The following is a 23,838-nucleotide window of genomic DNA, read 5'->3' as shown; positions in this document are numbered from 1 at the left end:
GCCACCTCCAGGCCGTGCTCGACGTCGCGGCGCGCCTCCTTGAGCCGCTTGCGGAAGTAGCCGTAACCGGCCTCGTCGATCCATGGATAGTGGATCGGCCAGGTGTCGAGCCGGCTCTGGTGGGCCTTCGGGGCGAACAGCTCGGTCAACGAGGAGATCGCCCCCTCCTGCCAACTGGCACGGCGCACGAAGTTGACGTAGGCGTCCACCGCAAAGCGCACCCCCGGCAGCACATGCTCCTGGGACCACAGCTCGTCGCGGGTCAGGCCCACCGCCTCGCCCAGCGCCAGCCAGGCCTCGATGCCGCCGGCGTCGTCGTCGTGGCCGTCGTGGTCGAGCAGCCGCTGGATCCAGCGCCGACGGGTGGCGGCGTCGGGGCAGTTGGCCAGCAGCGCGGCGTCCTTCTGCGGAATCATCACCTGGTAGTAGAAGCGGTTGGCCACCCAGCCACGGATCTGTTCGGGCGTGGCGCGCCCCTCGGCCATGTCGACCTGGTAGGGGTGATGGATATGGTAGTAGTCGCCCTTGGCCATCAGCGCCTCGCGGAAGGCCTCGGGGCTCATGGCCTCGCCCTGCGAACTCGCCGGCGGTGAGGCGATACGTACCATGTGGGTCTCCTTCTTTTATATGGTCCTTTTTGCGTTATCCAGCCAGCCGCTCCCTAGGGGTGAGACGACGGTCGTTCCCACGCGTTCACACTTCCAGGCGCATGCCGTCGAAGGACACCTCGACCCCGGCCTCGGTCAGGCTGGCGCGCTCTGCCGAGCGCTCGTCGAGGATGGGGTTGGTGTTGTTGATATGGATCAGCACCCGCCGGGTGGTCGCCGGCAGGGCGGCCAGCTCGGCCAGCAGGCCTTGCTCGCCGGACAGCGCCAGATGGCCCATGTCGCGGCCGGTGGCCCGGCCGACGCCGGCGCGAATCAGTTCGTCGTCGTGCCACAGGGTACCGTCGACCAGCACGCAGTCGGCCCGGGACAGAAAGCCTCGCACCCGGTCGTCGAGCTCGCCCAGCCCCGGGGCATAGAAGAGGCGTGTGCCGCGGCGTCGATCCTCGATCAGCAGGCCGATATTGTCGCCAGGGGTCGGTGCGCCGCGGCGGGGCGAGTAGGGCGGGGCGTTGCTGGTCAATGCCACGGCGGTGAAGGTCAGCCCGGGGCAGGCGGGCACCTCGAAGCTGGCTTCCCGGTGGTCGTCATCGATCGGAATGGGGTGCCAGGTCGGCCCGCCCTGCCAGTGCTCGAGCATGCGAAACAGGGGGAAGCCGCTGCTCAGGTCCCGATGCACATTGGGGGTGCACCAGACATCGAAGGGGCAGCCCTCGCGCAGCGATAGCAGGCCGGTGGCATGGTCGATCTGGCCGTCTACCAGCAGCACGCCGCCGATGCCGCTGTCCCGTGGCACCCGCCGGGGGTGCAGCTCGGGGGTGGCGGCGAGCTGGGTGCGAATGTCCGGCGAGGCGTTGCACAACAGCCAGCGATCGCCATCGCTGCTGATGGCGATCGACGACTGGGTGCGTGGCGAGGCCTCGACGCTGCCCTGTCGAACGCCGCGGCATAGCCAGCAGTTGCAGTTCCACTGGGGAAAACCACCCCCGGCGGCGGCGCCGAGCACCAGTACGTGCATGCGTCTCTCCCGGTCCACCAGAAAACGAAAGGCTGACGCTCCGAATAGGGAACGTCAGCCCGTCAGGTACTGCGTCGTCACCGGTGATGTCAACGGTTGGAAATGTACAGGGTCACCTCGAAGCCTAGACGCAGATCGGTATAGGCGGGTTTGGTCCACATGGGGTTACCTCCACGATGCGGGTGGATGTCTGACGTGCACTAACAGTTAAGCATGCGCCACGGGATCTACCTTGCTACGAAAGTCTAATGCTGGGCCGCAAGGGGGGTGTTCTGGCGCGATCGGGCCCCATGAGGCATGCCGGGATGCCATGACGGCAGGGATCTGTCGGGATTGTTGCTCTAGCGCAAAAGTCTTTTGACCATATACGCATGCCGAATTCCCCTCGGCCACGCTGTAGCCCCCGAAAGTTGTGCTAGACCTTCCAGTGTCACTGCCTGAAACCGGATAACAACCAAAACGGGACGTGCCGTACCCCGCGGCACACCTTTCAGTGCGACGGAGAGAACGCCATGCTTCGGGAGATCGGTTTTGCGATGACGGCCGCCGGGTTGATGGCCGCATCCTTGGCTCATGCCAACCAGAATCAACTCGACCTGCAACAGAACCCTGAATACTGGGCCACGCAACTGGGCAACTATCAGGGCAACCGTTACAGCGAACTGGACCAGATCAATCGCGACAACGTGGGTGAGTTGCGATCGATGTGGCAATTCTCCACCGGCGTCCTGCGCGGCCACGAGGGTGGTCCCCTCTATGTGGGCGATGGTCGCCTCTATATCCATACCCCCTTCCCCAACAAGGTATTCGCCCTCGACCTGGAGGACGAAGGCCGGGTGGTGTGGAGCTACGAACCCGATCAGGATTCCCGCGTCATCCCGGTGATGTGTTGCGACACCGTCAACCGCGGGCTGGCCTATGCCGACGGGCGCCTGTTCCTCGGCCAGGCCGACAACACCCTGATCGCCCTGGACGCCGAGACCGGCGAGCTGCTGTGGGATGTCAGCAACGGCGACCACACCGTCGGCGAGACCAACACCATGTCGCCGCTGGTGGTGCATGACAAGGTCATCGTCGGCATCAGCGGTGGCGAGTATGGCATTCGTGGCCATATGACCGCCTATGACGTCGAGACTGGTGAACAGGTCTGGCGAGGCTATTCGACCGGATCGGACGACGAGGTGCTGATCGACCCGGAAACCACCACCATGCTGGGCGAGCCGATCGGCGAGGCCGACCTGGGCCAGAGCACCTGGCCCGAAGGCGAGTGGGAGCGCGGCGGTGGGGCTCCCTGGGGCTGGATCACCTACGACCCGGACCTCGACCTGATCTACTACGGCACCGGCAACCCGGGGACCTGGAACCCGGAGCAACGCACCAAGGACGGCGAGCCCGCCGACAACAAGTGGGCGATCACCGTCTTCGCCCGGGATCCCAACGACGGTTCGGTCAAGTGGGTCTACCAGAAGGTGCCCTTCGACGAGTGGGACTACGACGGCGTTAACGAGAACCAGCTGATCGACGTCGAGATGAACGGCGAGCAGCGCAAGGGCCTGGCGATCATCGATCGCACCGGTTTCGGCTTCCTGCTCGACCGCGAGAGCGGTGAATTGCTGGTGGCCGAGAAGTTCGCGCCGGAGACCAACTGGGCGGACGACTACGACATGGAAACCGGCCGTCCCAACGTCAACGAGGAGTACAGCACCTACCGCCAGGGCGTCGGCGTCAATACCACCGACATCTGCCCGACCGCCATGGGCGCCAAGAACATGCAGCCGAGTGCCTACTCGCCGAAGACCGGCCTGATCTATGCCGGCATCAACCGGATCTGCATGAACTACGAGCCCTTCGAGGCCGAGTATGTCGCCGGGCAGCCCTATGTGGGCGCCACCCTGACCATGATGCCCGCACCGACCCAGGAGGGTGACATGGAAGGTCGCATGGGCAGCTTCATTGCCTGGGATCCGGTGGCCGGCGAGACCGTCTGGGAGATCGACGAGCGCTTCGCGGTGTGGAGCGGTGCCCTGGCCACGGCCGGTGACCTGGCCTTCTACGGCACCCTCGAGGGCCACGTGAAGGCCGTGGACATCGAGACCGGCGAGGAGCTGTGGCGCTTCAAGACCCCCTCCGGGATCATCGGCAACGTCAACACCTTCCAGCACGAAGGCAAGCAGTACGTGGCCGTGCTCTCCGGGGTCGGTGGCTGGGCCGGCATCGGCCTGGCGGCAGGCCTCGAGGATCCCGAGGAGGGCCTGGGGGCGGTGAGTGCCTTCTCCGCCCTCGGTGACTACACCATGCTCGGTGGGGTGCTGACGGTCTTCGCGCTGCCGGATTGAGTGCCATCACGCCCCGCTGGCGAGTCACGGACGACGGACCGTGACTCGCCTCTCCCATCCTTACCCAGGGGCCGCCCGGCCAGGGTGTGCCGGGCGGCCCCGGTCGTACCGAGAAGGAAGCGCTGCATGACGGTATTCAACGGAATGTCGGGCCGGACCCTCATCCTGACGGCCGTGTTTGGCCTGGGCTTGCCCCTGGCCGGTTTCACTTCACCGACCGTGGCCGACGAGCACCGTGTCACCGGGGAAGCACCGGGAGCCTTCGTCGTCGAGGACGGCAGGGTCGATCCCAACACCTACGAGGGCTATATCGCCTACACCCGGGTCTGCATGGCCTGTCATGGGCCCGATGGCCTGGGGTCCTCCTTCGCGCCCAGCCTGATCCGCGCCGCCGAGCGTCGCGGCTGGGCGGATTTCGCCGGCACCATCGCCGCCGGCCGTGAGGTCCAGCCGGGCCAGGTGATGCCTTCCTTCGCCGACGACCCCTTCGTGCTGGCCAATATGGAGAACATCTTCAGCTATATGCGTGCCCGCGGCGAGGGAGGCCTGGGCCGTGGCCGCCCGAAGATCATCGAGTCGATGCAGGAAGAGGCCGAAGCGCCACAGGAGGAGGCCGAAGCGCCACAAGAGGAGGCGGAGACCGACGAAGCCGTCCATGATGAGAAAGCCGACGGCTAGCCCCGTCACCTTTCTTCTCTTCCCGGTATCGGAGGACGCATGAGAAGAGGAGTCACCCGGCTATTGCCGCTGCTGGTCGCCCTGGTCCTGGGGGGCGGAAATGGCATGACGCTTGCCGAACCACCGGAACGTCAGGACCGCGAGGCACTACGGGTCTGTGCCGACGGCAACAACCTTCCCTTCAGCAACGAGGCCGGCGAAGGGTTCGAGAACCGCATCGCCGAGTTGATGGCCGAGGAACTGGGGGTCCCGCTCGTCTACGTCTGGGCACCCCAGGTCATGGGCTTCGTGCGCAACACCCTGGAACTGCGCGTCTGCGACGTGATGATCGGCGTCGTGGCCGGCTACGGGTTCGTGCAGAACACCAACGAGGTCTACCGCTCGGTCTATTCCCTGGTGGTGCCCGAGGCGTCCGACCTCGATGCCACCAGCCTCACCGATCCGGCGCTGCGGGAGCGGCGCATCGGCGTGGTCACGGAAACGCCGCCGCTGGTGGCACTGCGCCGGGCCGGTGCCACCGTCAAGAGTTACCCGCTGATGGTCGACACCCGGGTGCGGGCCCCGGTACGCGATGCCATCGAGGACGTGGTGGCCGGCAACACCGAGGGCGCCGTGCTGTGGGGGCCGCTGGCCGGCTACTACGCGGCACGCCAGGATCCCCCGCTGCGGGTCGTACCGCTGGTCGACGACGACTCCGGTGCCAGGCTGGACTACCGTATCACCATGGGCATTCGCCAGGGGGAGCCCCACTGGAAGGACTGGATCAACGACTTCATCGACCGCCGCCAGGACGAGATCCACGCGATCCTCGTGGAGTATGGCGTGCCGCTGCTCGATCGACGCGGCCAGTTGCTCACTCCCGAGCCGTCGGATGCAGGAGGCGCGTCATGACCTCCCTGCGTTCGAGTCTGGTGGTGCTCGGGCTGGGCGCGGCCCTGGCGCTGGGTGGCGTGGCCCGGGTCGAGGCCCAGCGAGCGGCGGCGGGGCCACCCGACTGGCCCTGCGTGCAGCGGCTGATACCCGAACTGGCCTGGGGCACCATCTGGACCGGCCCGTCGCTGGATGAGCTGGAGCGGGACTGGTGGGAGGACGAGGAGGTCGGCCGGGTGGCGCGCTTCGCCACCGACCGCTCGACCCCTGGCGACGAGGCCCTGGAGCGGGTCCGCGACTTCGTCGCCTCGGTGGACGATGGCGAGGCCGAGGAGCGGCTGACGCTGCTGTTCGCCGGCCTCTTCGAGCTCACCGACCGCGAACGGCGACGGGCCATCGACGGTATCCGGCGCGCCTCCCGCGCCCAGATGGCGAGACTCGATGACATCTCGGCGATGGTCGACGAACTCGAGGAGCGACGCGCCGACGAGCAGGCCGACGAGGCCGAGATCGAAGGGCTTTCCGAGACGCTGTTCTGGGAGGAGCGCACCTTCGAGAGACGCCAGCAGGCGCTGCCGGCGATGTGCGAGCAGCCCGCTCTGCTGGAGGAGAAACTCGGCCAGATGGTCCGGGTGATCATGGAGCGCATGCCCTGACCACCATCGCGAATGCCCCCACGCGATTGACAACGACAACGACAACGACAACGACAGCGGCGGCGCCGGCTGCCTGAGGAGCACGCATGAGGATCATGTCACCTACCCTGCGCTGGCTGGTGGCAGGGGGGGTCGTCGCCGGCCTGGGCTGGTCGACGACCCTGACGGCCGACACCCCGGCGACCATCACCCTGGGCTACCTGGGCATGGAGCGGCCCGACGACCGGGAGCCGCTCTCGGTGCTCGACCCGGTGCTCGACGACGAGGGACTCCAGGGCGCTCGGCTGGGGGTCAGCGACAACAACGCCACGGCCCAGTTCCTCGACCAGGAGTTCGTGCTCCACGAGGCGGAAGTCGCCCAGGGCGACGACGTCGGCGAGGCGCTGCAGGGCCTGATCGCCCAGGGTGCCGATTGGATCGTCAGCGGCCTGCCCGCCGAGGCGCTGCTCGAGGTGATGGCCCACCCGGCGCTGGGCGACCGGGTGGTGTTCAACGCCGGGGCACCGGACGACGTCCTGCGCGGCGAGTCCTGCCATCCCAACCTCTACCACACCACCCCGAGCCGGCGGATGCTGGCCGATGCCCTGGCCCAGTTCCTCGGCTACAAGCAGTGGGAGCGCTGGGCGCTGGTCTACGGCAACACCGACGAGGACCGGATCCTTGCCGAGACCCTGAAGGCCGCGGCGGAACGCTATGGCCACCGTGTGGTGGAGGAGCGGATGTGGCCCCACGACCCCATGGCACGCCGCGCCGAGGGCGGTTTCCATGCCATCCAGCGCGAGATCCCGGTGTTCGTGCAGGACCTGCCCGAGCATGACGTGCTGGTGATCGCCGACGAGACCGACTACTTCGGCGAATATTTCCCCTACCAGACCTCGGCGCCGCGTCCGGTGGTGGGCACCCAGGGGTTGGTCGCCACCGCCTGGCACCGGGCCCACGAGTCCTGGGGGGCGGTGCAGCTGCAGCGGCGCTTCGAGAAGCTCGCCGATCGCTGGATGACGCCCCGCGACTTCGCTGCCTGGCTGGCGGTGCGCTCCCTGGGGGAGTCGACGGCGCGTACCGGCTCGGTGGCACGCGACGAGGTGCTCGACTATATGCTCGGCGAGGAGTTCGAGCTCGCCGGCTATCTGGGGCTTCCGGTCAGCTACCGCACCTGGAACCACCAGCTTCGCCAGCCGATCCTGGTCACCGGCCCACGCATGGTGGCGTCGGTCTCGCCCCAGGAGGGCTACCTGCATCCGCGCACGCCGCTGGACTCGCTCGGCGCCGACGAGGGGGAATCGCCATGCCGTTTCTGAGCCAACTCACGACCAGCAGGCATGCCACCCTGGGACTGACGCTGGGCATCCTGCTGATATGGCCGCTGGCCGCCCAGGCCGAGCGCATCTTCGTCTCCAACGAGAAGGACAACACCGTCTCGGTGATCGACGGCGACTCCCTGGAGGTGGTGGAGACCATCAGCGTCGGTCGCCGCCCCCGTGCCATGGCCTTCAGCAGCGACGGCAGCGAACTGTTCGTGGCGGTGGGCGACGACGAGGCCATCGACATGATCGATCTCGAGACCCTGCAGGTGGTGCGCAGCCAGTCCTCCGGCGAAGACCCGGAGGTGATCCGCGTCGATCCCGACCGGCCCTATATCTACGTCTCCAACGAGGACGACAACATCGTCTCGGTGCTCGACTACGAGGCCCGCACCGTGGTGACCGAGATACCGGTGGGCGTCGAGCCCGAGGGGCTCGGGATCAGCCCCGACGGCCGCTGGCTGATCGCCACCACCGAGACCTCCAACATGGCGCATATCATCGATGCCGAGGCCATGGAGGCGGTCCACCACCGCCTGGTGGGGGCACGACCGCGGCACGCCGAGTTCACCCATGACGGCCGCGAGGCCTGGGTCTCGTCGGAGATCGCCGGCATGGTGACGATCCTCGACATGGAGGAGACCTTCGACGTCAAGCACACCATTCGCTTCGACGTGCCGGGCGTGCCACGGGAAACCGTCCAGGCAGTGGGCGTGGTACTCACGTCCGATGGCCGCTACGCCTTCGTGGCCCTGGGGCCTTCCAACCGGGTGGCGGTGATCGACCAGCAGACCTATGAGGTGCTCGACTACATCCTGGTCGGCCAGCGGGTCTGGCACCTGGCGCTCAACGCCGACGAGAGCCGGCTCTACACCACCAATGGGGTCAGCGGCGACGTCACCGTGATCGAGGTCGACGGCCTGCGGGCGGTCAAGTCGATCCCGGTGGGGCGCTTCCCCTGGGGGGTGATCGTCGAGCCGTGAGTGGACCCCGTGCCTCCGAAAGCGGCGCCCTCTCCCGGAACGAGGAGGGCGATCTCGCCCTGCAGGTCAGCGACCTGAGCTTCGCCTACGGCGACACGCCGGTGCTGGAGGCGGTCTCGCTGGCCATTCCGGCCGGGGAGTTCGCGGTGCTGCTGGGGCCCAACGGTGCCGGTAAGACCACGCTGTTCTCGTTGATCACCCGTCTCCACGACCGCCGCCGGGGCGAGATTCGCATCGGTGGCTTCGACGTGCGCCGTCAGGCGGTGCAGGCCCATGCCCGCATCGGGGTGGTGTTCCAGCAGCCGACCCTGGACCTGGACCTCAGCGTGGCGCAGAACCTGGCCTATCATGGCGCCCTGCACGGCATGGCGCCTCGGCAGGCGCGGGCGCGGGCCGAGGCCCAGCTGGCGCGGGTGGGGCTCGCCGAGCAGCGGCGCACGCGGGTGCGGCAGCTCTCCGGCGGCCAGCGGCGGCGGGTGGAGATCGCCCGGGGGCTGCTCCACGAGCCGCGCCTGCTGCTGCTCGACGAACCCACCGTGGGACTCGACGTCGGCTCCCGCCGCGACCTGGTCGAGCATGCCCACCGGCTGTGTGCCGAGGAGGGGGTGGCGGTACTCTGGGCCACGCACCTGATCGACGAGGTCCGCCCGGCGGATCGCGTCCTGGTGCTGCACCGCGGCCGGCTGCGGGCGGATGGCCGGGCCGAGGAACTGGTCGCCAGGCTCGGCGTCGACACCCTGGGCGAGGCCTTCGACCGCCTGGTGGGGGAAGAGGAGGCACCATGCCCCTGATGCCCTGGCTGCACTGCCTGCGCGGCGTGGTCAGCCGCGAGCTGCTGCGCTTCCTGCACCAGCGCAGCCGCTTCCTGGCCGCCCTGGTGCGCCCGCTGGTGTGGTTGTTCGTGTTCGCCGCTGGCTTTCGCATGGCCCTGGGCGTGGCGATGACCGAGCCCTACCAGACCTACATCCTCTACGAGGTCTACATCGTGCCGGGGCTGGTGGGGATGATCCAGCTGTTCAACGGCATGCAGAGCTCGCTCTCCATGGTCTACGACCGCGAGATGGGCAGCATGCGGGTGCTGCTGGTCAGTCCCTTCCCGCGCTGGTACCTGCTGGTGTGCAAGCTGCTGGCCAGCACCCTGGTGTCGGTGGTGCAGGTCTACGTCTTCCTGGCCATCGCCTGGTGGTACGGCATCCAGGCGCCGCCGCTCGGCTACCTGTGGATCCTGCCGACACTGGTGGTCACCGGCTTCATGGTCGGCTCCCTGGGCCTGCTGCTATCGACCTTCGTGCGTCAGCTGGAGAACTTCGCCGGGATCATGAACTTCGTGATCTTCCCGATGTTCTTCCTCTCCTCGGCGCTCTATCCGCTGTGGCGCATCCGCGAGGGCAGTTACCTGGTCTACCAGATCGCCGCGCTCAACCCTTTCACCCAGGCGGTGGAGATGATCCGCTTCGCGCTCTACGAGCGCGTCAACCTGGAGGCGATCCTGATCAGCGTGGTGGTGACCCTGGTGCTGCTGGGCCTGGCGATCCTGGGCTACAACCCCTCGCGAGGCATGATGGCGCGCAAGGGAGGCGGCGGCGACTGAGGGCGCTCAGGGTTCGGTGGCCTCGGGGTCGAGGGACTCGAGGAAGTGGATGATGCGCCGGCGCGAGCGTTCGTCGAGCCCCCAGAAGACCATGCGGATGCCGGGCAGGTAGTCGTCCGGGCCGGCCAGGAAGGCGTCGAGGGTCTCGGCGGTCCAGGTCAGTTCGGCCTCGCGCAGCGCCGGGGAGTAGTCGAAGTCCTCGACGCTGCCGGCCGGGCGCCCGATCAGGCCGTGCAGGCTGGGGCCGGCCAGGTGCTCGCCGGGGGCCAGGCTGTGGCAGCCCACGCACTGGGCGCGGAACAGGCGCTCGCCCTGGGCGCGCTCGGCATCGGCCATGGCCGGAGCAGCGACCAGCGTGGCGACGAGCGGCAGCCAGGCCGGAGTGGGCCAGGCGGTGTCGAGGAGGCGTCTTGGCACGGGCGAGGTCAGAAGCAGCGCAGGTTGGCGTCGGCCTGGGCCTGGCGCAGGGCCCGCAGTTGATCCTGCATGCCGCGTTCGGTGCGGAACAGCACGCCCAGTTCGCCGCGCTGATCCTGCATGCTGAGCACCGTCTCGACCTGCTCGTACTCCTCGAAGGAGAGGTGCTCGGCGATCACGTCGATGCTGCACGAGCACTTCTGCATGGTCAGGTAGCTGTTGCCATTGGATGCCATGCAACCCAGCACGTAGTCCACGCGCGCCTCGGTGGGGTAATCGTTGGCCATGACCGGCACTGCCAGCCCTGTCAGCAGAAGGAAAAGGGCGGCCTGACGCAGGAGGCCGGCCGGCCCTATCCGAAGTCTGGGCATTGTTGTTGTCTCCGGAGCCGTAGTGGAATGACAGCCTTCAAGTTATGGCACTTCGCGGGGTTTTGCCACCGTCTTGCCGTGATATGGCGCACCTCCTGCCATCACCATGATGAAGCACCCCGACGCAACACGCCTTGCGACCCGTGCGGGTCATTCTTTCCTGGTCTTGTCGTCTTGCGCTGCCTCGTCCTTGAGTTCGTAGTCGCCCTCCAGCACCCGCTGCTCGCGGTAGCTGCCATCATCGCCGTGACTCTCCCGGTAACGGGTCTCGCGGTAGTGGAAGCCGGTGCCGATATCCTCGGCCTGTTCGGCGCGCATGCGCTCCATGCGCTTCTTCATGCGGTAGCGCAGGATCGGCAGCATGGCCCAGCCGAGCAGCAGGAAGAGCAGCCCCAGCGCCATGGCGACGATCATCATGACGCCGAACAGCAGCCAGGTGAGCAGCAGCTTCAGGCCGTCCAGGGGGCCGCCGGGGCGGGTCTGGCGGGCGCGTTCCCGCCACTGCCGGGCGGCCTGCCAGGCGGCGTTGTGGCGGGGGTCGTGTGGATCGGACATCGGGATCTCCCTGTGGTGGAGTCGGGCTCCTTGAATGGCTGCCCCTTGGAGGCCGCCCGGGGGTAATCGTTCCTGGCCGGTCGGGTACCGGGAGGCGGAGGGGTCACGAGTGCCATGCCTCGGCGACGATCTCGTAGCTTCTCAGGCGGTCCCCGGCGGCATAGACATCGGTGTTGAGCATCAGCTCGTCGGCCCCGGTGCGTTCGAGGAACTGCTCCAGTCCCGCACGTACGGTCTCGGGGCCGCCGATGATCGCCGCGCCCAGGAACTGTTCCACCTGGCCCCGCTCCATGGGCGTCCAGTCCAGCCGCTCGACCGGCGGCAGCGAGCGTGTCCGCTTGCCGCGCACCATGCCGAGAAACTTCTGCCGGGCCGTCGAGGCAAGCCACTCGGCCCGTTCGTCGCTTGCGGCGGCGATCACCGGCAGGCCGACCATGGCGTGGGGCCTGTCGAGCACCGCGGAGGGCCGGAAGTTGTCGCGATAGAGTCGTAGGGCCTCGTGCAGGTAGCCCGGGGCGAACTGGGCGGCGAAGGCGAACGGCAGCCCTTCCCGGGCCGCCAGCTGGGCGCTGTAGCCGCTGGAACCGAGCAGCCAGATCGGCACCTCGGTGCCCTGGCCGGGTACCGCGCGGACACGCTGCCCGGGTTGCGCCTCGCCGAGGAACCCCTGCAGCTCGGCCAGTCGCTCGGGGAAGTCGTCGACACCGGCGTGGGGATCGCGGCGCATGGCCGCCATGGTGGCGGCGTCGGAGCCCGGGGCACGGCCCAGGCCCAGGTCGATGCGTCCGGGGTAGAGGGTCTCCAGGGTGCCGAACTGCTCGGCCACCACCAGTGGCGGGTGGTTGGGCAGCATGATGCCACCGCTGCCGACGCGGATGCGCGAGGTGGCGCCGGCCAGGTGGCCGATCAGCACGGCGGTGGCGGCGCTGGCGATGCCGTCGAGGCTGTGGTGCTCGGCCAGCCAGTAGCGGGTGAAGCCGAGCCGTTCGGTCAGGCGGGCCAGGTCGACGCTCTCGCGGAAGCTGTCGGCGATGGTGCCGCCCTGGCGAATCGGGGCCAGGTCGAGCACGGAGAGGGGCGTCTTGGCGAGTCGTGACATGTCGCGGCACTCGAAAGGTTGGTTAGCTTGCTTGCTATTCTGGCGGCATGGGGCGGCCATGTGCCAATGCAATTTTGGGCGAGGAGAGAAAACCCGGTGATTTCCGGCCCGTCACCGGGCATCACGATCCCGATCCAGAGGGGGTCGCGCGGGGCCGCAAGCCCCCTTACACTCAGGATATTCTGATATTGGTCACCGGGTAGTCAGGCCTATGCTGGGGTTTCTACAGGGGTTCGCCTATGGGCTCTTCGTCACCTGCCTGCCATGGTGTCTGGTGGGATTGGCGAACCCGCGGCTGGCGGTGCCCACCGAGAGTTCCGGTCGCTGGCAGGTCTTGTTCCGCTATGGCCTGCTGGTCCCCTTCCTCAGCATCCTGCTGTGGCTGACCTCGTTGTGGGGAGGCTTCGGGCCGAGCCTGGAGGGCTGGCTGGCGGGGCTGGTGGCGATCGCCGTGGAGATCCCCCTCGAGCGCCGCTGGCGCCGCTGGCGTGCCCATCGACATCGACAGCGCCTCGAGGCGCGGCTCGAGGCCGAGGCGTCACGGCGACGGGCCGAACAGGAGCGCGAGGCCCGCGAGGCCGGGGTGGCCGTGCTCGATCCGGCCCGGCCGCCCGTCGATGCCGACGAGATGGTGCTGGCCCTGTGCCGTGCCAAGCAAGGGTTGCTCGATGTCAGGCGCCCCGACCTGGCCATTCAGGCCGACCGCCTCTACAGCCGCTACCGTCATGTGCTGGACGTCCTGGCGGCCCGGTTCGAGCATGGCGAACTGGCCTTCGAGCGTGCCCGGACCCTGGTCACCGAGGTGTGCCTGGGCGCGGTGGACAACCTGACCTCGATGGCCTCCCAGGCCAGCGGTGTGATGGGCGTGGACGGTGATTTCGTGCGCCGTCGCCTGGAGCGGGAGGGGCAGCGGCTGTCCGCCGAGGAGCGCACCGCCCTCGAGCGCCGCCTGGAATTGCTCGAGGGCACCGAGCGCCGCCTGGCCCGGCTCACGGCACGCAACGAATCAGCGCTGACCCTGCTCGACGACACCGCGGTGGCCCTGGCGCGCATCGAGACCGGGCGGCCCCAGGCCTCGGTCGCCGCCGACCGGGCGCTGGAGGAGTTGCGGCGCTTCATCGGCCGGGCCGAGCGCTACGGGCGCAGCGATCCTCGCTAGTCGGAAAGGCCGACGGGCTCTGCTAGCTTGTAGGGAATGGGGCTCCACTACGCAGGTGCTTATGAACCAGCCAACCGAACGTGATCCGCGCCTTTCCCTGCCACCGGTGGAGGAGGTCGCCAGTGAGCTGGCGAAGGCCTCTCCCCGGCCGGCCGGCGAGGAAGAGGTCGGCGAAGACCCCGAGCTCACCGCCAGGGCCGACGCCTTCGTGGAAGAGGTGCTGGAGAGCGGCGACGACGCCTCCAGCCTGGCCCGGCAGCGGCGGGCGGTGGACGAGCTGGGGCTGGAGCTGCAGCAGCAGGCCGCCCACCGCAGCGCCATGCTGAAGACGCCGCTGCGCAAGCTGGCGCACCAGGGCGACGATGGCGGGCCGGTGGCCCGGGCGCTGGTCGACCTGCGTGGCAGGATGCAGGCGCTGGACCCTCGCGGGCAGCGCCTGTCGTCGGGGCGGTTCGACCGGGTGCTGGCGGTGATACCGGGTGCCGGCAGCCGTCTGCAGCGCTACTTCCGCAAGTTCGAGAATGCCCAGCAGGCGCTCGATGCGATCATCGCCGACCTGGAGACGGGGCGCGACATGCTGCATCGCGACAACCTGACCCTCGGCGACGATCAGGAGGCCCTGCACGAGATCCTGGGGCGCCTGCAGCGCCAGATCACCCTCGGTCGTCTGATCGACCGGCGCCTGCAGGACGCCATCGCCGGGCTCGACGAGACGAGCACGCAGCGCACCTTCATCGAGCAGGAGCTGCTCTTTCCCCTGCGCCAGCGCATCGTCGACCTGCAGCAGCAAGTGGCGGTGTGCCAGCAGGGCGTACTGGCCCTCGAGGTGATCATCCGCAACAATCGCGAACTGGTCCGCGGCGTGGACAGGGCCATCCATGTCACCGTCTCGGCGCTCACCGTGGCCGTGTCCGTCGCCCTGGCCCTGGCCAACCAGCGTCTGGTGCTCGAGCGGGTCGAGTCCCTCAATGCCGCCACCTCCGAGATGATCGCCGGTACCGCCAGGGCGCTGCGCCAGCAGGGCGTCGAGATCCAGACCCGCGCGGCGTCGGCGCAGCTCGACATGCAGTCCCTCGAGCAGGCCTTCGGCGATGTCATGGCCGCACTCGACGACCTGGCCCGCTACCGGCAGGAGGCCTTGCCGCGGCTGGATGACCAGATCGACCGGCTGGCGGTGCTCGCCGACGAGGGGAGTGCGGCGATCGAGCAGCTTCGCCGCGGCAGCGGTGATGATGCCGGGGCGAAGGCAGAGGGGCGCCGCGAGGGCTGACGTGGCCTACTTGAAGTGGGACGAGGCGTCGGCGAAGGCCTTGCGCAGGCGCTCCCACGACTCCTCCAGCCCCTGGCGCAGGGTGCCCCAGGCCGCCTCGCTGGTCTGCTGGAGTTCCTCGAGCAGCTCGCGGGTCTCGTCACGGCGCTGCTTCAATCGCTCGATATCGTCATGGTACTTGACCCGGGCCTCGTCACCGGCCGCTCTGGCCTTGGCCGCCAGGATGTCGATCTCGGCATTCCAGGCCTCGAGGTTGGCCTTCATTCTCTCGATGAAGTCGTCGCGCTTGTTCATGATGCTGCCCCGCGGATGTCACTGCCCTTTCCCGTAACGATCACTTTACTCCCCCCGCGGTTCCCCCGATACGGCCGGGCCATCACGGTTCTCCATCGGGGCAGTGGTCAGCCGGCGGCGCAGGTCGTAAGCTCACAGGGAAGTGGTGAAACCGGACTTCCGCCATGCCCTTCATTCGCACCGCCCGTGGCGCTCGGCGCCGTGGGGCCACCCGTCGCCGTCGGCCACACCGCCTCGGCAGTCACGACCTCGATCGCTGGCTGGACCGCCTGGTCGATATCGCCGTGATCACCGCCCTGGCGGTCGGCGCCGTGGCGCTGGTGTTGACCCTCCTGCTGTAGTGACCCCGTGCGTTTCCTGCTGACCCTCGCCCTGCTGGCCGGCCTTGCGGCCATGGCCTGGTGGCACTTCGGGGACGATGTGCCCCGGCACTGGCACCCCGGCAAGCCGCTGCAGGTGGACGATCCCCTGACACCGGTGAGCCGCTGGAAGCTGTGGCGGCTGGCGGGCGATCGCGATGGCTGCCTGGCGGCACTCGACACGCTACCCGCAGAGGAGGTGCGTTATTCGCCGCTGGACGACCATGAGCCAGTGGCGGGCTGTCCGCTCGAGAATGTGGTGCGGCTGCAGGGGAGTGGGGTCGATTTCAATGCCAGTTTCGTCGCCAGCTGCCCGCTGGCCCTGGCCTGGGTGATCTTCGAGCGTCAGCGACTGCAGCCCGCGGCAGAGGCGCTGCTCGGGACGTCGGTCGAGTCCGTGGTGCATTACGGCAGTTTCGCCTGTCGCCACGTCGCCGGACGCGAAGAGGGCCGACTCAGTGAACACGCTTCGGCCGAGGCACTGGACGTGGCGGCCTTTCACCTGGCCGACGGGCGTCGTGTCACGTTGCGGGATCACTGGCATGACGAGGGGCCTCGGGGAGCCTTCCTGCGCGAGGTCCGTGACGGGGCCTGCGACCTGTTCGGCAATGTGCTGGGCCCGGACTACAACGCCGCGCATGCCGACCACTTACACTTCGGCATGCGCGGCTTCCGGTTGTGTCGGTGAGCCGTCGGGCCGTGCCGCGCGGTGCCCTCGACCCCCGTGATGACGTCGTCTCCGGCGGGCGCGTCACTCCTGCCAGACGATCCGGTCTCGCCCCTGATGCTTGGCACGGTAGAGCTGCCGGTCGGCCTGCTCGAGCAACTGCTCGCAGCTCATGCCATCGTCGCCCGGTGTGGTGCAGGCGATGCCGAAACTGGCGGTCACCTGCTCGGCGTGCTCCGAGCCGGCGTGGGGTATGTCCAGTGCCAGGATGGCGTCCCGGATGCGGCTCGCCACCCGGCGGGCACCCTCCAGGTCGGTATCGGGCAGGATGCAGACGAACTCCTCCCCCCCGTAGCGGGCCACCAGGTCCGTGGCGCGCGTGACCACGCGGGTCAGGGCGCCCGCGACGGCGCGCAGGGTGTCATCGCCGGAGACATGGCCGTAATGGTCGTTGAAACCCTTGAAGTTATCGATGTCGAGGAAGATCACCGACAGCGGCCGGCGAGACCGCCGCGCCCGCTGCCAGGAGTCCGCCATGAAGCTGTCGAAACGCCGCCGGTTGGCGATGCCGGTGAGGCCGTCCAGGGTGGAGATCTGGTGCAGGGCATCGCGCTGGTTGAGGCCGTGCTGGAAGGCGTTCAACAGGTCGTCGAGGCTCTCCACCAGGTGACCCAGCTCGTCCTCGATGTGGCGTTCGAGCCGTGGCTTGGGCCACTGGCCGGGATGGCGCGGATCGGTCTCGGCGATGGCGGCATGTACGCGCAGCAGCGGTCGAGTGATGAAGACATGGAACACCACCACGACCAGGGCGGCGATCGCCAGGGCCTTGAGCATGCCGAGCGAGAAGACCAGCAGGCTGCGGTCGATGAACGCCCGGGAGAGGCTGCCGGGGGCCAGGCTCAGCTCGATCTCGCCCACCGCGCTGGCCGGCTCGCCGCTGCCCAGTTCGTAGGTCAGGGTCTCCCGGTAGTGCAGGATGTCGCCGAACAGGGCATTGGCCAGCCAGCCGGCGTGGGCCTCGCTCGGTCGCTCGCGGGTGGCCATGACGCGGTCGAAGTCGTCACGGATGGTCACGCTCGCCACATGGCCGCCGGCCCACAGGCCCTCGGCGACCTGGGCCGCGAGGACCGGGTTGAGCTGGAAGGCCGCCTCGGCGGCGGTGCCGTTGACCAGTGCCAGCAGGTGTCGTGTCTGGTGTTCCACCTCCTGGCGCATCGAGCGGGCGTCCGAGGCGAGCTCGATGGCACCGGCCAGGATACTCAGCAGCATGGCGATGCCGAGGGTCAGCACCGCCTGCTTGGCGGTCAGGCTGTGGCGACGGAAGCGTGCTGACCCCTGGGGGGCGGCCGGTGGGGTCATGGCGAGCGCTCCCATGTCTCCAGGGCGTCGCGGCGGAAGGCCTCGAGGCGATCGTCGTCGAGCAGCCGGTCCAGGGCGGTCTGCAGGCGAGTGACGACGCTGTCGGAAACCGATGGATGACAGGCGAGATACAGGTCGGCCCGGTGGAAACCGAACAGCTCGCGCAGTTCGATGCCGGCATCCGCGGCGAGCAGGCGTGCCGTCTGTCTCCCCGTCACCCAGGCATCGATCAGTCCCGCCCGGAGGCGGCCGATGTTCTCCCGCTCGGTGGACGCCACCACCACGGTCATTCCCCGTTGCGCCACGAACTGACCGACGGCATCCTCGCGAAAGCTACCCACCCGCAGCGACGACAGGTCGTCCAGGGAGTCCGCCTCGAGCGGGCTGTCGGCCAGGGCAAAGGCGGCCCACTCGTTGGTGACCAGCGGGCCGATCCAGGTGAAATGCGGCTCCCGTTCCTCGGTCCGCGTGGTCGAGTAGACGCAGTGGTTGTCGCGCATTCGGGCCTCGGTATAGGCCCGCGCCCAGGGCAGCAGGCGAAAGGTGACCGACAGGCCGGCCTGTTCCAGGGCGGCCCGCAGCAGGCGTGTCGCCGTGCCGTCGATTTCTCCTTGCCGATCGAGGAAGTTGAACGGCGGATACTCTTCGGTGTTGAAGGTGAGGCCTTCCAGGCTCGCCGACACCGGAAGAGGCAGCAGTAAGCAGACCGCAAGGAGTAGCCATCTTTTCATGCGCCCGTCAGTTCCCCCGTCATGCTCGATCATCGCGGCACGCATGGCGCGGATCGAAAGTTACCTGTGGGTAACCTCCCGTTTCCAACCTAGTCGATGCCGAGGGGGGTGTCATCCGCGGGCTGCCAACGCAAGGGCGGTGGCCGGTCCGCCCCGGCGGCAGCCGTAAGCTATGCTTCGAGGACAGCCGCCGGCCTGCCCGCCGGTGGTCCCGTCGAGGAGGCGCCACCCCCGCGGGTGACGAATCGTGACATGAACCAGAAGAATCTCTTCGTGGTGGGGCTGGACGAGTTCAATCGGCAGCGGCTCGGGACGCTGCGCGGCGCCGAGCACTACCGCTTTCACGGCGTCATCGAGCCCGAGGAGGTCTACGAGACCGAGATCTTTCCCATCGGCGAGATGCTGGAACGGGCCACGCGGGAGCTCGAGGCCTTCGATGGTTCCATCGATGCCATCGTCGGCTACATGGACTTCCCGGTGTCGACCATGCTGCCGATCCTCTGCGAGCGCTTCGGCACCCGCTCCACCTCCCTGGAAAGTCTGCTCAAGTGCGAGCACAAGTACTGGAGCCGACGGGTCCAGCGCGAGGTGATTCCCGACTTCATCCCTGCCTTCACCGCCTTCGATCCCTTCGACGATGACGCCCTGACGCGGATCGGCGAGGCGGGGCTGTATATCCCCTTCTTCGTCAAGCCGATCAAGTCCTCGGGCTCCCGGCTGGGCTTCCTCATCGATAGCCCCGAGACCTTCTACCTGGCCATCGAGCAGCTGCGCGAGCAGATCGGCCTGATCGCCGACCCCTTCAATACGGTACTGGAGCACGCGCGGCTGCCCCCCGACATCGCCGCCGTCGATGGTCACTTCTGCATGGCCGAGGAGATCATCGGAGGCTGGCAGTGCACCGTGGAAGGCTACGTGTTCCAGGGCGAGGTCGTGAGCTACGGTATCGTCGACTCGCTGCGCTACCCCCAGGTGCTGAGCTTCTTCCACTACCGCTACCCCTCGGGGTTGCCCGGCTACGTGCAGGAGAAGATGACCGAGCTGACGCGCACGGTCATGACGCATATCGGCTACGACAACGCCGCCTTCAATATCGAATACTACTGGGACGAGGTGCAGGAGCGGATCTGGCTGCTCGAGATCAACACCCGGATCTCCCAGTCGCACTGCGACCTGTTCGAGAAGGTCGACGGTATCAGCCACCAGCAGGTGACCATCGACCTGGCGCTGGGCCAGCGACCCGACATGCCGTCGCGCCAGGGGGAATTCCCCATGGCCGCCAAGTTCTTCTACCGGGTGTTCTTCGGCGATGCGGTGGTGACCCGGGTGCCCGGCGAGGCCGAGATCGCCGCCCTGGAGGCGGAATTCCCCGGCACCCACATCGCGCTCCAGGTGATGGTCGGCCAGCGCCTGTCGACCCTACCCGAGCAGGACAGCTACAGCTATGCCCTGGCCCACGTCTGGATGGGGGCGCGGGATGAAACGCAGTTGCTGGCCAACTACGACAGCCTGGCCTCGCGGCTGGGCTTCGAGTTCGACGACATCCGGGGTTGAGGACGTCCGGGGCCGAGCAAGACCACAAGGGACAAGGAGAGCAGGGCCATGCGTATCGTGAACGACTTTCCCCGCCGGGTGCAGGAGGAGGAGACCTGGATACCCCTGGCGGATGGCACCCGCCTCGCGGCACGCATCTGGCGCCCGGTGGATGCCGAGCGCCACCCGGTACCGGCGATCCTCGAGTACCTGCCCTATCGCAAGCGCGACCTCACCGCCGAGCGCGATGTCCAGAGTCATCCCTACTGGGCGGGCCACGGCTATGCCGGGGTGCGGGTCGACATCCGCGGCACCGGCGAGTCCGATGGCGTGCTCACCGACGAGTACCTGCCCCAGGAGCTGGACGATGGCCTGGAAATCCTCGCCTGGCTCGAGGCCCAGCCCTGGTGCACCGGCGAGGTGGGCATGATCGGCATCTCCTGGGGCGGCTTCAACGGCCTGCAGATCGCCGCCCTGCAGCCGCCCCAGCTCAAGGCGGTGATCACGCTCTGCTTCACCGACGATCGCTACGCCGACGACATCCACCACATGGGTGGCTGTCTGCTGGCCGACAACCTCTCCTGGGCCTCGACCATGTTCGACGGCAACGCCTGCCCGCCGGATCCCGAACTGGTGGGCGAGCGCTGGCGCGAGATGTGGCTCGAGCGCCTGGACGGCAGTGGCCTCTGGCTGGCCAAGTGGCTAGAGCACCAGCGCCGCGACGACTACTGGAAGCACGGCTCGGTGTGCGAGGACTACTCGCGCATCCAGTGCCCGGTGTATGCCGTCAGTGGCTGGGCCGATGGCTACTGCAACGCGGTGTTCCGGCTGCTGGCCGGGCTCGAGGTGCCGCGCAAGGGGCTGGTCGGTCCCTGGGCCCACAAGTACCCGCACCTGGGCGTGCCGGGGCCGGCCATCGGCTTCCTGCAGGACTCGCTGCGCTGGTGGGACCAGTGGCTCAAGGGCATCGACACCGGGATCATGGGGGAGCCCATGCTGCGCGTCTGGATGCAGGAGTCGGTCCCCCCCTCGGCGCGCTACGACGTACGCCCCGGGCGCTGGGTGGCCGAGCCGACCTGGCCGTCTCCGAATGTCCTGCCGACCTCGTTCCGGCTCTCCGCCGGCCACGACCTGCTGCCGGAGGACGACGGCGAGGATGACGAGGCCAGCCTGGATATCCGCTCGCCGCTCTCGGTGGGGCTCTACGCCGGCAAGTGGTGCTCCTACAATGCCCCGCCCGACCTGCCCCACGACCAGCGCGACGAGGATGGCGGCTCGCTGATCTTCCAGACGCCTCGCCTCGAGGCGCCGCTGGAGATCTGCGGCCAGCCGCTGGTCGAGCTGGAGCTCGCGGCCGACCAGCCGGTGGCCATGGTGGCGCTGCGCCTCTCCGACATCGCCGAGGACGACAAGGCCACCCGGGTCTCCTATGGGCTGCTCAACCTCACCCACCGCGACAGCGACGAGCATCCCGAGCCGCTGGAGCCCGGGCGCCGCTATCGGGTGCAGGTCAAGCTCAAGCACATCGCCCAGCAGTTCGCCGCCGGGCATGCCGTTCGCCTGGCGCTCTCCACCAGCTACTGGCCGCTGGCCTGGCCGGCCCCGGAGCCGGCCCGGGTCACGATCCGGCCGAGCCGGTGCCGATTGATCCTCCCGGTGCGGGCGCCGCGGCCCGCCGAGGAGTCGGCGCTGCCGTCCTTCGGCGAGCCGGAAGGGGCCGCCCCGCTGGCCAAGACGCTGCTGCAGCCCACCCAGGAGACCTGGCAGGTGATCCGCGACCTGGCCAACGATCGCACCACCCTGGAGGTGGTCAACGACGAAGGGCGTTACCGTCTCGACGACATCGACCTGGAGATCGCCGCCAGGGTCACCGAGCGCTACAGCTACGCCTATGGCAACTACGACAGCGTCAGCGGCTGGACGGAGTGGCGACGCAGCTTCAAGCGCGGCGACTGGGAGGTACGCACCCTGACCCGTACGCTGATGACCAGCGATGCCGACAGTTTCCGTCTCCGCGCGACCCTGGACGCCTGGGAAGGCGACACTCGCATCTATGCCCGGACCTGGGACGAGACCGTGCCTCGCGACCTGGTCTGAGCCTTCTCCAACCCTGCCGGCAGGAGAGCGGCCATGCCGAGAATCACCGGCCTCGACCACCTGGTGCTGCGCGTCACCGATCTCGACGCCATGCTGCGTTTCTACGTGGAGGCACTGGGCTGCGAGATCGAACGCCGCAACGACGACCTCGGCCTGATCCAACTGCGTGCCGGGGCCGCGCTGATCGACCTGGTGCCGGTGGAGAGCGAACTGGGCCGCCGGGGCGGCCCGGCGCCCGCTGCCGCGGGGCGCAACCTGGACCACTTCTGCCTGCGCGTCGAGCCGTTCGACGCGCAGGCGATCCGTGCCGAGCTGGCGCCCTTCGGCATCGAGGTCGGCGAGGAGAAGATCCGCTACGGTGCCGAAGGCAGCGGGCCCTCGCTCTACCTGAGCGACCCCATGGGCAATACCGTCGAGCTCAAGGGGCCGCCGCTGCAGTGAATGCTCGACTCGCCTGATTTGCTGGTAGGCTAGGGGGCTGACGGGGTCCGGCCCCTGCATGGCAAGGAAGGCGCGCATGAGTGTGGTTCCAGCGGCTGCCGGCACATCGCCCCGGCAGCGGGCAACGAGAAAGGAAATCTTCGGCTGGGCGATGTTCGACTTCGCCAACCAGGCCTATACGCTGCTGATCATCACCGTGGTGTTCGGCGAGCTGTTCACCACGGTGATCGTCGGCGACCGTGGCGGCGACTACCGGCTGGCCAACCTGCTGTGGAGCCTGGCGCTGGCGGTGAGCTACCTGCTGGTGGTGGTCACCGGGCCCCTGTGCGGGGCGGTGATGGACTACCACGCCGCCAAGAAGCGCTTCCTGTTCGCCAGCTACCTGGCCACCGTGGCGACCACCGCGATGCTCTACTTCGTGGCGCCGGGCTATGTGGTACTGGGCCTGGTGCTGATCGTGGTGTCGAACTACGCCTACTCCATGGGCGAGTCCTTCATCGCCGCCTTCCTGCCCGACCTCGGCCCCCCGGAGGACCTGGGCAAGATCTCCGGCTTCGGCTGGGCGCTGGGCTATGTCGGCGGGCTGTTCGCCGCCGGCTTCACCCTGGTGGCGCTGGGCGAGGCCACGGCGGAGAACTTCGAGCGTATCCGCTGGGTCGGCCCCTTCGCCGCCGGCTTCTTCCTGGTCACTGCCATCCCCACTTTCATGTGGGTCAGGGAGCGCGGCACCCCGCAGCCCCCCGGCATGCCCTACCACCGGATCGCCTGGGAGCGGGTCGCCACCACCCTGCACGAGCTCCGGCGCTTCCGCGACCTGGGCATCTTCCTGGTCTCGCTGCTGTTCTCCATGGCCGGGGTCTACATCATCATCGCCTTCGCCTTCATCTACGGCGCCCAGGTGATCGGCTGGGACGAGGCGATCCGCAACCTGATGTTCATCATCGTGCAGGTCACCGCCGCGGCGGGGGCGCTGGGGTTCGGCTTCATCCAGGACCGCATCGGCACCAAGGTCACCTACCTGATCACCCTGATGCTCTGGGTAGCGGCGATCTTCGCCATCTGGGCCACCCCCGAGGTCACCGCCTTCCTCAATGCGCGACTGGGTCTCGGCTGGGAGGCGCAGCACCTCTTCCTGGTGGTGGGCTGCCTGGCCGGCCTCAGCCTGGGCTCGAGCCAGTCGGCCAGCCGCGCCCTGGTGGGACTCTTCTCGCCGACCCGCAAGGCCGCCGAGTTCTTCGGCTTCTGGGGCCTGGCCAACAAGCTGGCCGGGGTCTTCGGCATCATCGCCCTGGGGCTGCTGCAGTCGCTGGTGGGCCTGCAGGCCTCGATCCTGCTCTGTGCGGCGCTGTTCATCGTCGCCATCCTGGTCTGCCTGGCCGTGAACCAGGCCCGCGGCCAGCAGGCCGCTCGCGACTGGGAGGTGCGCAACGGCGCCTGAGGTGACATAG

General features: G+C 68.3%; 26 protein-coding genes. 16 read left to right on the top strand and 10 right to left on the bottom strand.

The window, feature by feature from the left end:
* The 3 genes from pqqC to pqqA all read right to left on the bottom strand — a co-directional run.
* Positions 1 to 608, bottom strand: a 608-nt coding sequence (pqqC, locus tag QLQ85_RS03015; protein ID WP_282737636.1) for a pyrroloquinoline-quinone synthase PqqC, incomplete at its 3' end; no start/stop codon positions are given.
* 85 nt (positions 609 to 693) lie between these two features.
* Positions 694 to 1,623 (bottom strand): pyrroloquinoline quinone biosynthesis protein PqqB, encoded by a 930-nt coding sequence (gene pqqB, locus QLQ85_RS03010; protein WP_282737635.1) that lies wholly within the window; start codon positions 1,621 to 1,623, stop codon positions 694 to 696.
* An 89-nt stretch (positions 1,624 to 1,712) separates the two neighbouring features.
* Positions 1,713 to 1,784: a pyrroloquinoline quinone precursor peptide PqqA gene (pqqA, locus tag QLQ85_RS03005; protein WP_081786101.1), complete on the bottom strand. Its 72-nt coding sequence runs from the start codon at positions 1,782 to 1,784 to the stop codon at positions 1,713 to 1,715.
* Between the two features lie 351 nt (positions 1,785 to 2,135).
* Here pqqA and QLQ85_RS03000 point away from each other — a divergent pair, with 351 nt between their 5' ends.
* The 8 genes from QLQ85_RS03000 to QLQ85_RS02965 all read left to right on the top strand — a co-directional run bounded on the left by QLQ85_RS03000 (position 2,136) and on the right by QLQ85_RS02965 (position 10,038).
* Positions 2,136 to 3,959 (top strand): methanol/ethanol family PQQ-dependent dehydrogenase, encoded by a 1,824-nt coding sequence (locus QLQ85_RS03000; protein WP_282737634.1) that lies wholly within the window; start codon positions 2,136 to 2,138, stop codon positions 3,957 to 3,959.
* Between the two features lie 126 nt (positions 3,960 to 4,085).
* Entirely contained in the window at positions 4,086 to 4,637 is a 552-nt protein-coding gene (locus tag QLQ85_RS02995; protein ID WP_282737633.1) for a c-type cytochrome, read from the top strand.
* 39 nt (positions 4,638 to 4,676) lie between these two features.
* Positions 4,677 to 5,528, top strand: coding sequence for a quinoprotein dehydrogenase-associated putative ABC transporter substrate-binding protein (locus tag QLQ85_RS02990; RefSeq protein WP_282737632.1), 852 nt, complete (start codon positions 4,677 to 4,679; stop codon positions 5,526 to 5,528).
* Positions 5,525 to 6,163, top strand: a complete 639-nt coding sequence (locus QLQ85_RS02985; RefSeq protein ID WP_282737631.1) for a hypothetical protein — start codon at positions 5,525 to 5,527, stop codon at positions 6,161 to 6,163. Before QLQ85_RS02990 ends, QLQ85_RS02985 begins: the two co-directional genes overlap by 4 nt.
* A gap of 95 nt (positions 6,164 to 6,258) precedes the next feature.
* Positions 6,259 to 7,461, top strand: a complete 1,203-nt coding sequence (locus QLQ85_RS02980) for an ABC transporter substrate-binding protein (protein WP_282737630.1) — start codon at positions 6,259 to 6,261, stop codon at positions 7,459 to 7,461.
* A complete protein-coding gene (locus QLQ85_RS02975) occupies positions 7,449 to 8,447 on the top strand; it encodes a PQQ-dependent catabolism-associated beta-propeller protein (protein WP_282737629.1) in 999 nt (332 codons plus the stop codon). Before QLQ85_RS02980 ends, QLQ85_RS02975 begins: the two co-directional genes overlap by 13 nt.
* Complete coding sequence (locus QLQ85_RS02970; protein WP_282737628.1) at positions 8,444 to 9,238, top strand: ABC transporter ATP-binding protein; 795 nt, start codon at positions 8,444 to 8,446, stop codon at positions 9,236 to 9,238. The genes QLQ85_RS02975 and QLQ85_RS02970 overlap by 4 nt, the downstream gene beginning before the upstream one ends.
* Positions 9,229 to 10,038 carry an ABC transporter permease gene (locus tag QLQ85_RS02965; RefSeq protein ID WP_326521366.1) on the top strand — a complete coding sequence of 270 codons (810 nt, stop codon included), beginning with the start codon at positions 9,229 to 9,231 and terminating at the stop codon, positions 10,036 to 10,038. Before QLQ85_RS02970 ends, QLQ85_RS02965 begins: the two co-directional genes overlap by 10 nt.
* 6 nt (positions 10,039 to 10,044) lie before the next feature.
* Here QLQ85_RS02965 and QLQ85_RS02960 read toward each other — a convergent pair whose 3' ends face one another.
* From QLQ85_RS02960 to QLQ85_RS02945, 4 genes are all read right to left on the bottom strand, one after another.
* Entirely contained in the window at positions 10,045 to 10,455 is a 411-nt protein-coding gene (locus QLQ85_RS02960; RefSeq protein WP_282737627.1) for a c-type cytochrome, read from the bottom strand.
* Between the two features lie 8 nt (positions 10,456 to 10,463).
* Positions 10,464 to 10,742, bottom strand: a complete 279-nt coding sequence (locus QLQ85_RS02955) for a hypothetical protein (protein WP_282737626.1) — start codon at positions 10,740 to 10,742, stop codon at positions 10,464 to 10,466.
* Between the two features lie 234 nt (positions 10,743 to 10,976).
* Positions 10,977 to 11,381 (bottom strand): hypothetical protein, encoded by a 405-nt coding sequence (locus tag QLQ85_RS02950; protein ID WP_282737625.1) that lies wholly within the window; start codon positions 11,379 to 11,381, stop codon positions 10,977 to 10,979.
* 103 nt (positions 11,382 to 11,484) lie between these two features.
* Positions 11,485 to 12,480 carry an LLM class flavin-dependent oxidoreductase gene (locus QLQ85_RS02945; protein ID WP_282737624.1) on the bottom strand — a complete coding sequence of 332 codons (996 nt, stop codon included), beginning with the start codon at positions 12,478 to 12,480 and terminating at the stop codon, positions 11,485 to 11,487.
* Positions 12,481 to 12,691: 211 nt separating this feature from the next.
* Between QLQ85_RS02945 and QLQ85_RS02940 the strand changes: the two genes are divergently transcribed.
* Positions 12,692 to 13,639: a cobyrinic acid a,c-diamide synthase gene (locus tag QLQ85_RS02940; protein ID WP_282737623.1), complete on the top strand. Its 948-nt coding sequence runs from the start codon at positions 12,692 to 12,694 to the stop codon at positions 13,637 to 13,639.
* Between the two features lie 61 nt (positions 13,640 to 13,700).
* The gene (locus tag QLQ85_RS02935; protein WP_282737622.1) at positions 13,701 to 14,909 is read left to right on the top strand and encodes a toxic anion resistance protein; all 1,209 of its coding nucleotides are present in this window, start codon (positions 13,701 to 13,703) and stop codon (positions 14,907 to 14,909) included.
* Positions 14,910 to 14,915: 6 nt separating this feature from the next.
* On the opposite strand, the gene QLQ85_RS02930 is transcribed toward QLQ85_RS02935, so the two are convergent.
* Positions 14,916 to 15,203, bottom strand: a complete 288-nt coding sequence (locus tag QLQ85_RS02930; RefSeq protein ID WP_282737621.1) for a sll1863 family stress response protein — start codon at positions 15,201 to 15,203, stop codon at positions 14,916 to 14,918.
* 164 nt (positions 15,204 to 15,367) lie between these two features.
* On the opposite strand from QLQ85_RS02930, the gene QLQ85_RS02925 reads away from it, so the two are divergent.
* Both QLQ85_RS02925 and QLQ85_RS02920 read left to right on the top strand, forming a co-directional pair.
* Complete coding sequence (locus QLQ85_RS02925) at positions 15,368 to 15,544, top strand: hypothetical protein (protein WP_282737620.1); 177 nt, start codon at positions 15,368 to 15,370, stop codon at positions 15,542 to 15,544.
* A gap of 52 nt (positions 15,545 to 15,596) precedes the next feature.
* Positions 15,597 to 16,250, top strand: coding sequence for an extensin-like domain-containing protein (locus QLQ85_RS02920; protein WP_282737637.1), 654 nt, complete (start codon positions 15,597 to 15,599; stop codon positions 16,248 to 16,250).
* 63 nt (positions 16,251 to 16,313) lie between these two features.
* On the opposite strand, the gene QLQ85_RS02915 is transcribed toward QLQ85_RS02920, so the two are convergent.
* Together QLQ85_RS02915 and QLQ85_RS02910 are read right to left on the bottom strand one after the other, a co-directional pair.
* Complete coding sequence (locus QLQ85_RS02915; protein ID WP_282737619.1) at positions 16,314 to 17,588, bottom strand: GGDEF domain-containing protein; 1,275 nt, start codon at positions 17,586 to 17,588, stop codon at positions 16,314 to 16,316.
* Entirely contained in the window at positions 17,585 to 18,319 is a 735-nt protein-coding gene (locus QLQ85_RS02910; protein WP_282737618.1) for a substrate-binding periplasmic protein, read from the bottom strand. The genes QLQ85_RS02915 and QLQ85_RS02910 overlap by 4 nt, the downstream gene beginning before the upstream one ends.
* A 252-nt stretch (positions 18,320 to 18,571) precedes the next feature.
* Here QLQ85_RS02910 and QLQ85_RS02905 point away from each other — a divergent pair, with 252 nt between their 5' ends.
* From QLQ85_RS02905 to QLQ85_RS02890, 4 genes are all read left to right on the top strand, one after another.
* A complete protein-coding gene (locus tag QLQ85_RS02905) occupies positions 18,572 to 19,873 on the top strand; it encodes an ATP-grasp domain-containing protein (protein ID WP_282737617.1) in 1,302 nt (433 codons plus the stop codon).
* A gap of 48 nt (positions 19,874 to 19,921) precedes the next feature.
* On the top strand, positions 19,922 to 21,949 hold the full coding sequence (locus QLQ85_RS02900) for a CocE/NonD family hydrolase (protein ID WP_282737616.1): 2,028 nt from the start codon (positions 19,922 to 19,924) through the stop codon (positions 21,947 to 21,949).
* 33 nt (positions 21,950 to 21,982) lie between these two features.
* A complete protein-coding gene (locus QLQ85_RS02895) occupies positions 21,983 to 22,390 on the top strand; it encodes a VOC family protein (protein ID WP_282737615.1) in 408 nt (135 codons plus the stop codon).
* A 76-nt stretch (positions 22,391 to 22,466) separates the two neighbouring features.
* Positions 22,467 to 23,828 (top strand): MFS transporter, encoded by a 1,362-nt coding sequence (locus tag QLQ85_RS02890; protein ID WP_282737614.1) that lies wholly within the window; start codon positions 22,467 to 22,469, stop codon positions 23,826 to 23,828.
* Positions 23,829 to 23,838 lie beyond the last annotated feature (10 nt).

Source organism: Halomonas kalidii (assembly GCF_030010475.1).
Lineage (GTDB): Bacteria > Pseudomonadota > Gammaproteobacteria > Pseudomonadales > Halomonadaceae > Halomonas > Halomonas heilongjiangensis.
Note: the sequence above shows the minus strand (reverse complement) of the source record. Positions and strands in the feature narration are given on the sequence as shown.

What these genes read in the sequence shown, in the direction of transcription:
- pqqB (WP_282737635.1), bottom strand. Translation starts at nt 1,623, where the DNA reads ATGCACGTACTGGTGCTCGGCGCCGCCGCCGGGGGTGGTTTTCCCCAG.
- QLQ85_RS03000 (WP_282737634.1), top strand. Translation starts at nt 2,136, where the DNA reads ATGCTTCGGGAGATCGGTTTTGCGATGACGGCCGCCGGGTTGATGGCC.
- QLQ85_RS02995 (WP_282737633.1), top strand. Translation starts at nt 4,086, where the DNA reads ATGACGGTATTCAACGGAATGTCGGGCCGGACCCTCATCCTGACGGCC.
- QLQ85_RS02990 (WP_282737632.1), top strand. Translation starts at nt 4,677, where the DNA reads ATGAGAAGAGGAGTCACCCGGCTATTGCCGCTGCTGGTCGCCCTGGTC.
- QLQ85_RS02985 (WP_282737631.1), top strand. Translation starts at nt 5,525, where the DNA reads ATGACCTCCCTGCGTTCGAGTCTGGTGGTGCTCGGGCTGGGCGCGGCC.
- QLQ85_RS02980 (WP_282737630.1), top strand. Translation starts at nt 6,259, where the DNA reads ATGTCACCTACCCTGCGCTGGCTGGTGGCAGGGGGGGTCGTCGCCGGC.
- QLQ85_RS02975 (WP_282737629.1), top strand. Translation starts at nt 7,449, where the DNA reads ATGCCGTTTCTGAGCCAACTCACGACCAGCAGGCATGCCACCCTGGGA.
- QLQ85_RS02965 (WP_326521366.1), top strand. Translation starts at nt 9,229, where the DNA reads ATGCCCCTGATGCCCTGGCTGCACTGCCTGCGCGGCGTGGTCAGCCGC.
- QLQ85_RS02955 (WP_282737626.1), bottom strand. Translation starts at nt 10,742, where the DNA reads ATGGCCAACGATTACCCCACCGAGGCGCGCGTGGACTACGTGCTGGGT.
- QLQ85_RS02950 (WP_282737625.1), bottom strand. Translation starts at nt 11,381, where the DNA reads ATGTCCGATCCACACGACCCCCGCCACAACGCCGCCTGGCAGGCCGCC.
- QLQ85_RS02945 (WP_282737624.1), bottom strand. Translation starts at nt 12,480, where the DNA reads ATGTCACGACTCGCCAAGACGCCCCTCTCCGTGCTCGACCTGGCCCCG.
- QLQ85_RS02940 (WP_282737623.1), top strand. Translation starts at nt 12,692, where the DNA reads ATGCTGGGGTTTCTACAGGGGTTCGCCTATGGGCTCTTCGTCACCTGC.
- QLQ85_RS02935 (WP_282737622.1), top strand. Translation starts at nt 13,701, where the DNA reads ATGAACCAGCCAACCGAACGTGATCCGCGCCTTTCCCTGCCACCGGTG.
- QLQ85_RS02930 (WP_282737621.1), bottom strand. Translation starts at nt 15,203, where the DNA reads ATGAACAAGCGCGACGACTTCATCGAGAGAATGAAGGCCAACCTCGAG.
- QLQ85_RS02925 (WP_282737620.1), top strand. Translation starts at nt 15,368, where the DNA reads ATGCCCTTCATTCGCACCGCCCGTGGCGCTCGGCGCCGTGGGGCCACC.
- QLQ85_RS02920 (WP_282737637.1), top strand. Translation starts at nt 15,597, where the DNA reads ATGGCCTGGTGGCACTTCGGGGACGATGTGCCCCGGCACTGGCACCCC.
- QLQ85_RS02915 (WP_282737619.1), bottom strand. Translation starts at nt 17,588, where the DNA reads ATGACCCCACCGGCCGCCCCCCAGGGGTCAGCACGCTTCCGTCGCCAC.
- QLQ85_RS02910 (WP_282737618.1), bottom strand. Translation starts at nt 18,319, where the DNA reads ATGAAAAGATGGCTACTCCTTGCGGTCTGCTTACTGCTGCCTCTTCCG.
- QLQ85_RS02905 (WP_282737617.1), top strand. Translation starts at nt 18,572, where the DNA reads ATGAACCAGAAGAATCTCTTCGTGGTGGGGCTGGACGAGTTCAATCGG.
- QLQ85_RS02900 (WP_282737616.1), top strand. Translation starts at nt 19,922, where the DNA reads ATGCGTATCGTGAACGACTTTCCCCGCCGGGTGCAGGAGGAGGAGACC.
- QLQ85_RS02895 (WP_282737615.1), top strand. Translation starts at nt 21,983, where the DNA reads ATGCCGAGAATCACCGGCCTCGACCACCTGGTGCTGCGCGTCACCGAT.
- QLQ85_RS02890 (WP_282737614.1), top strand. Translation starts at nt 22,467, where the DNA reads ATGAGTGTGGTTCCAGCGGCTGCCGGCACATCGCCCCGGCAGCGGGCA.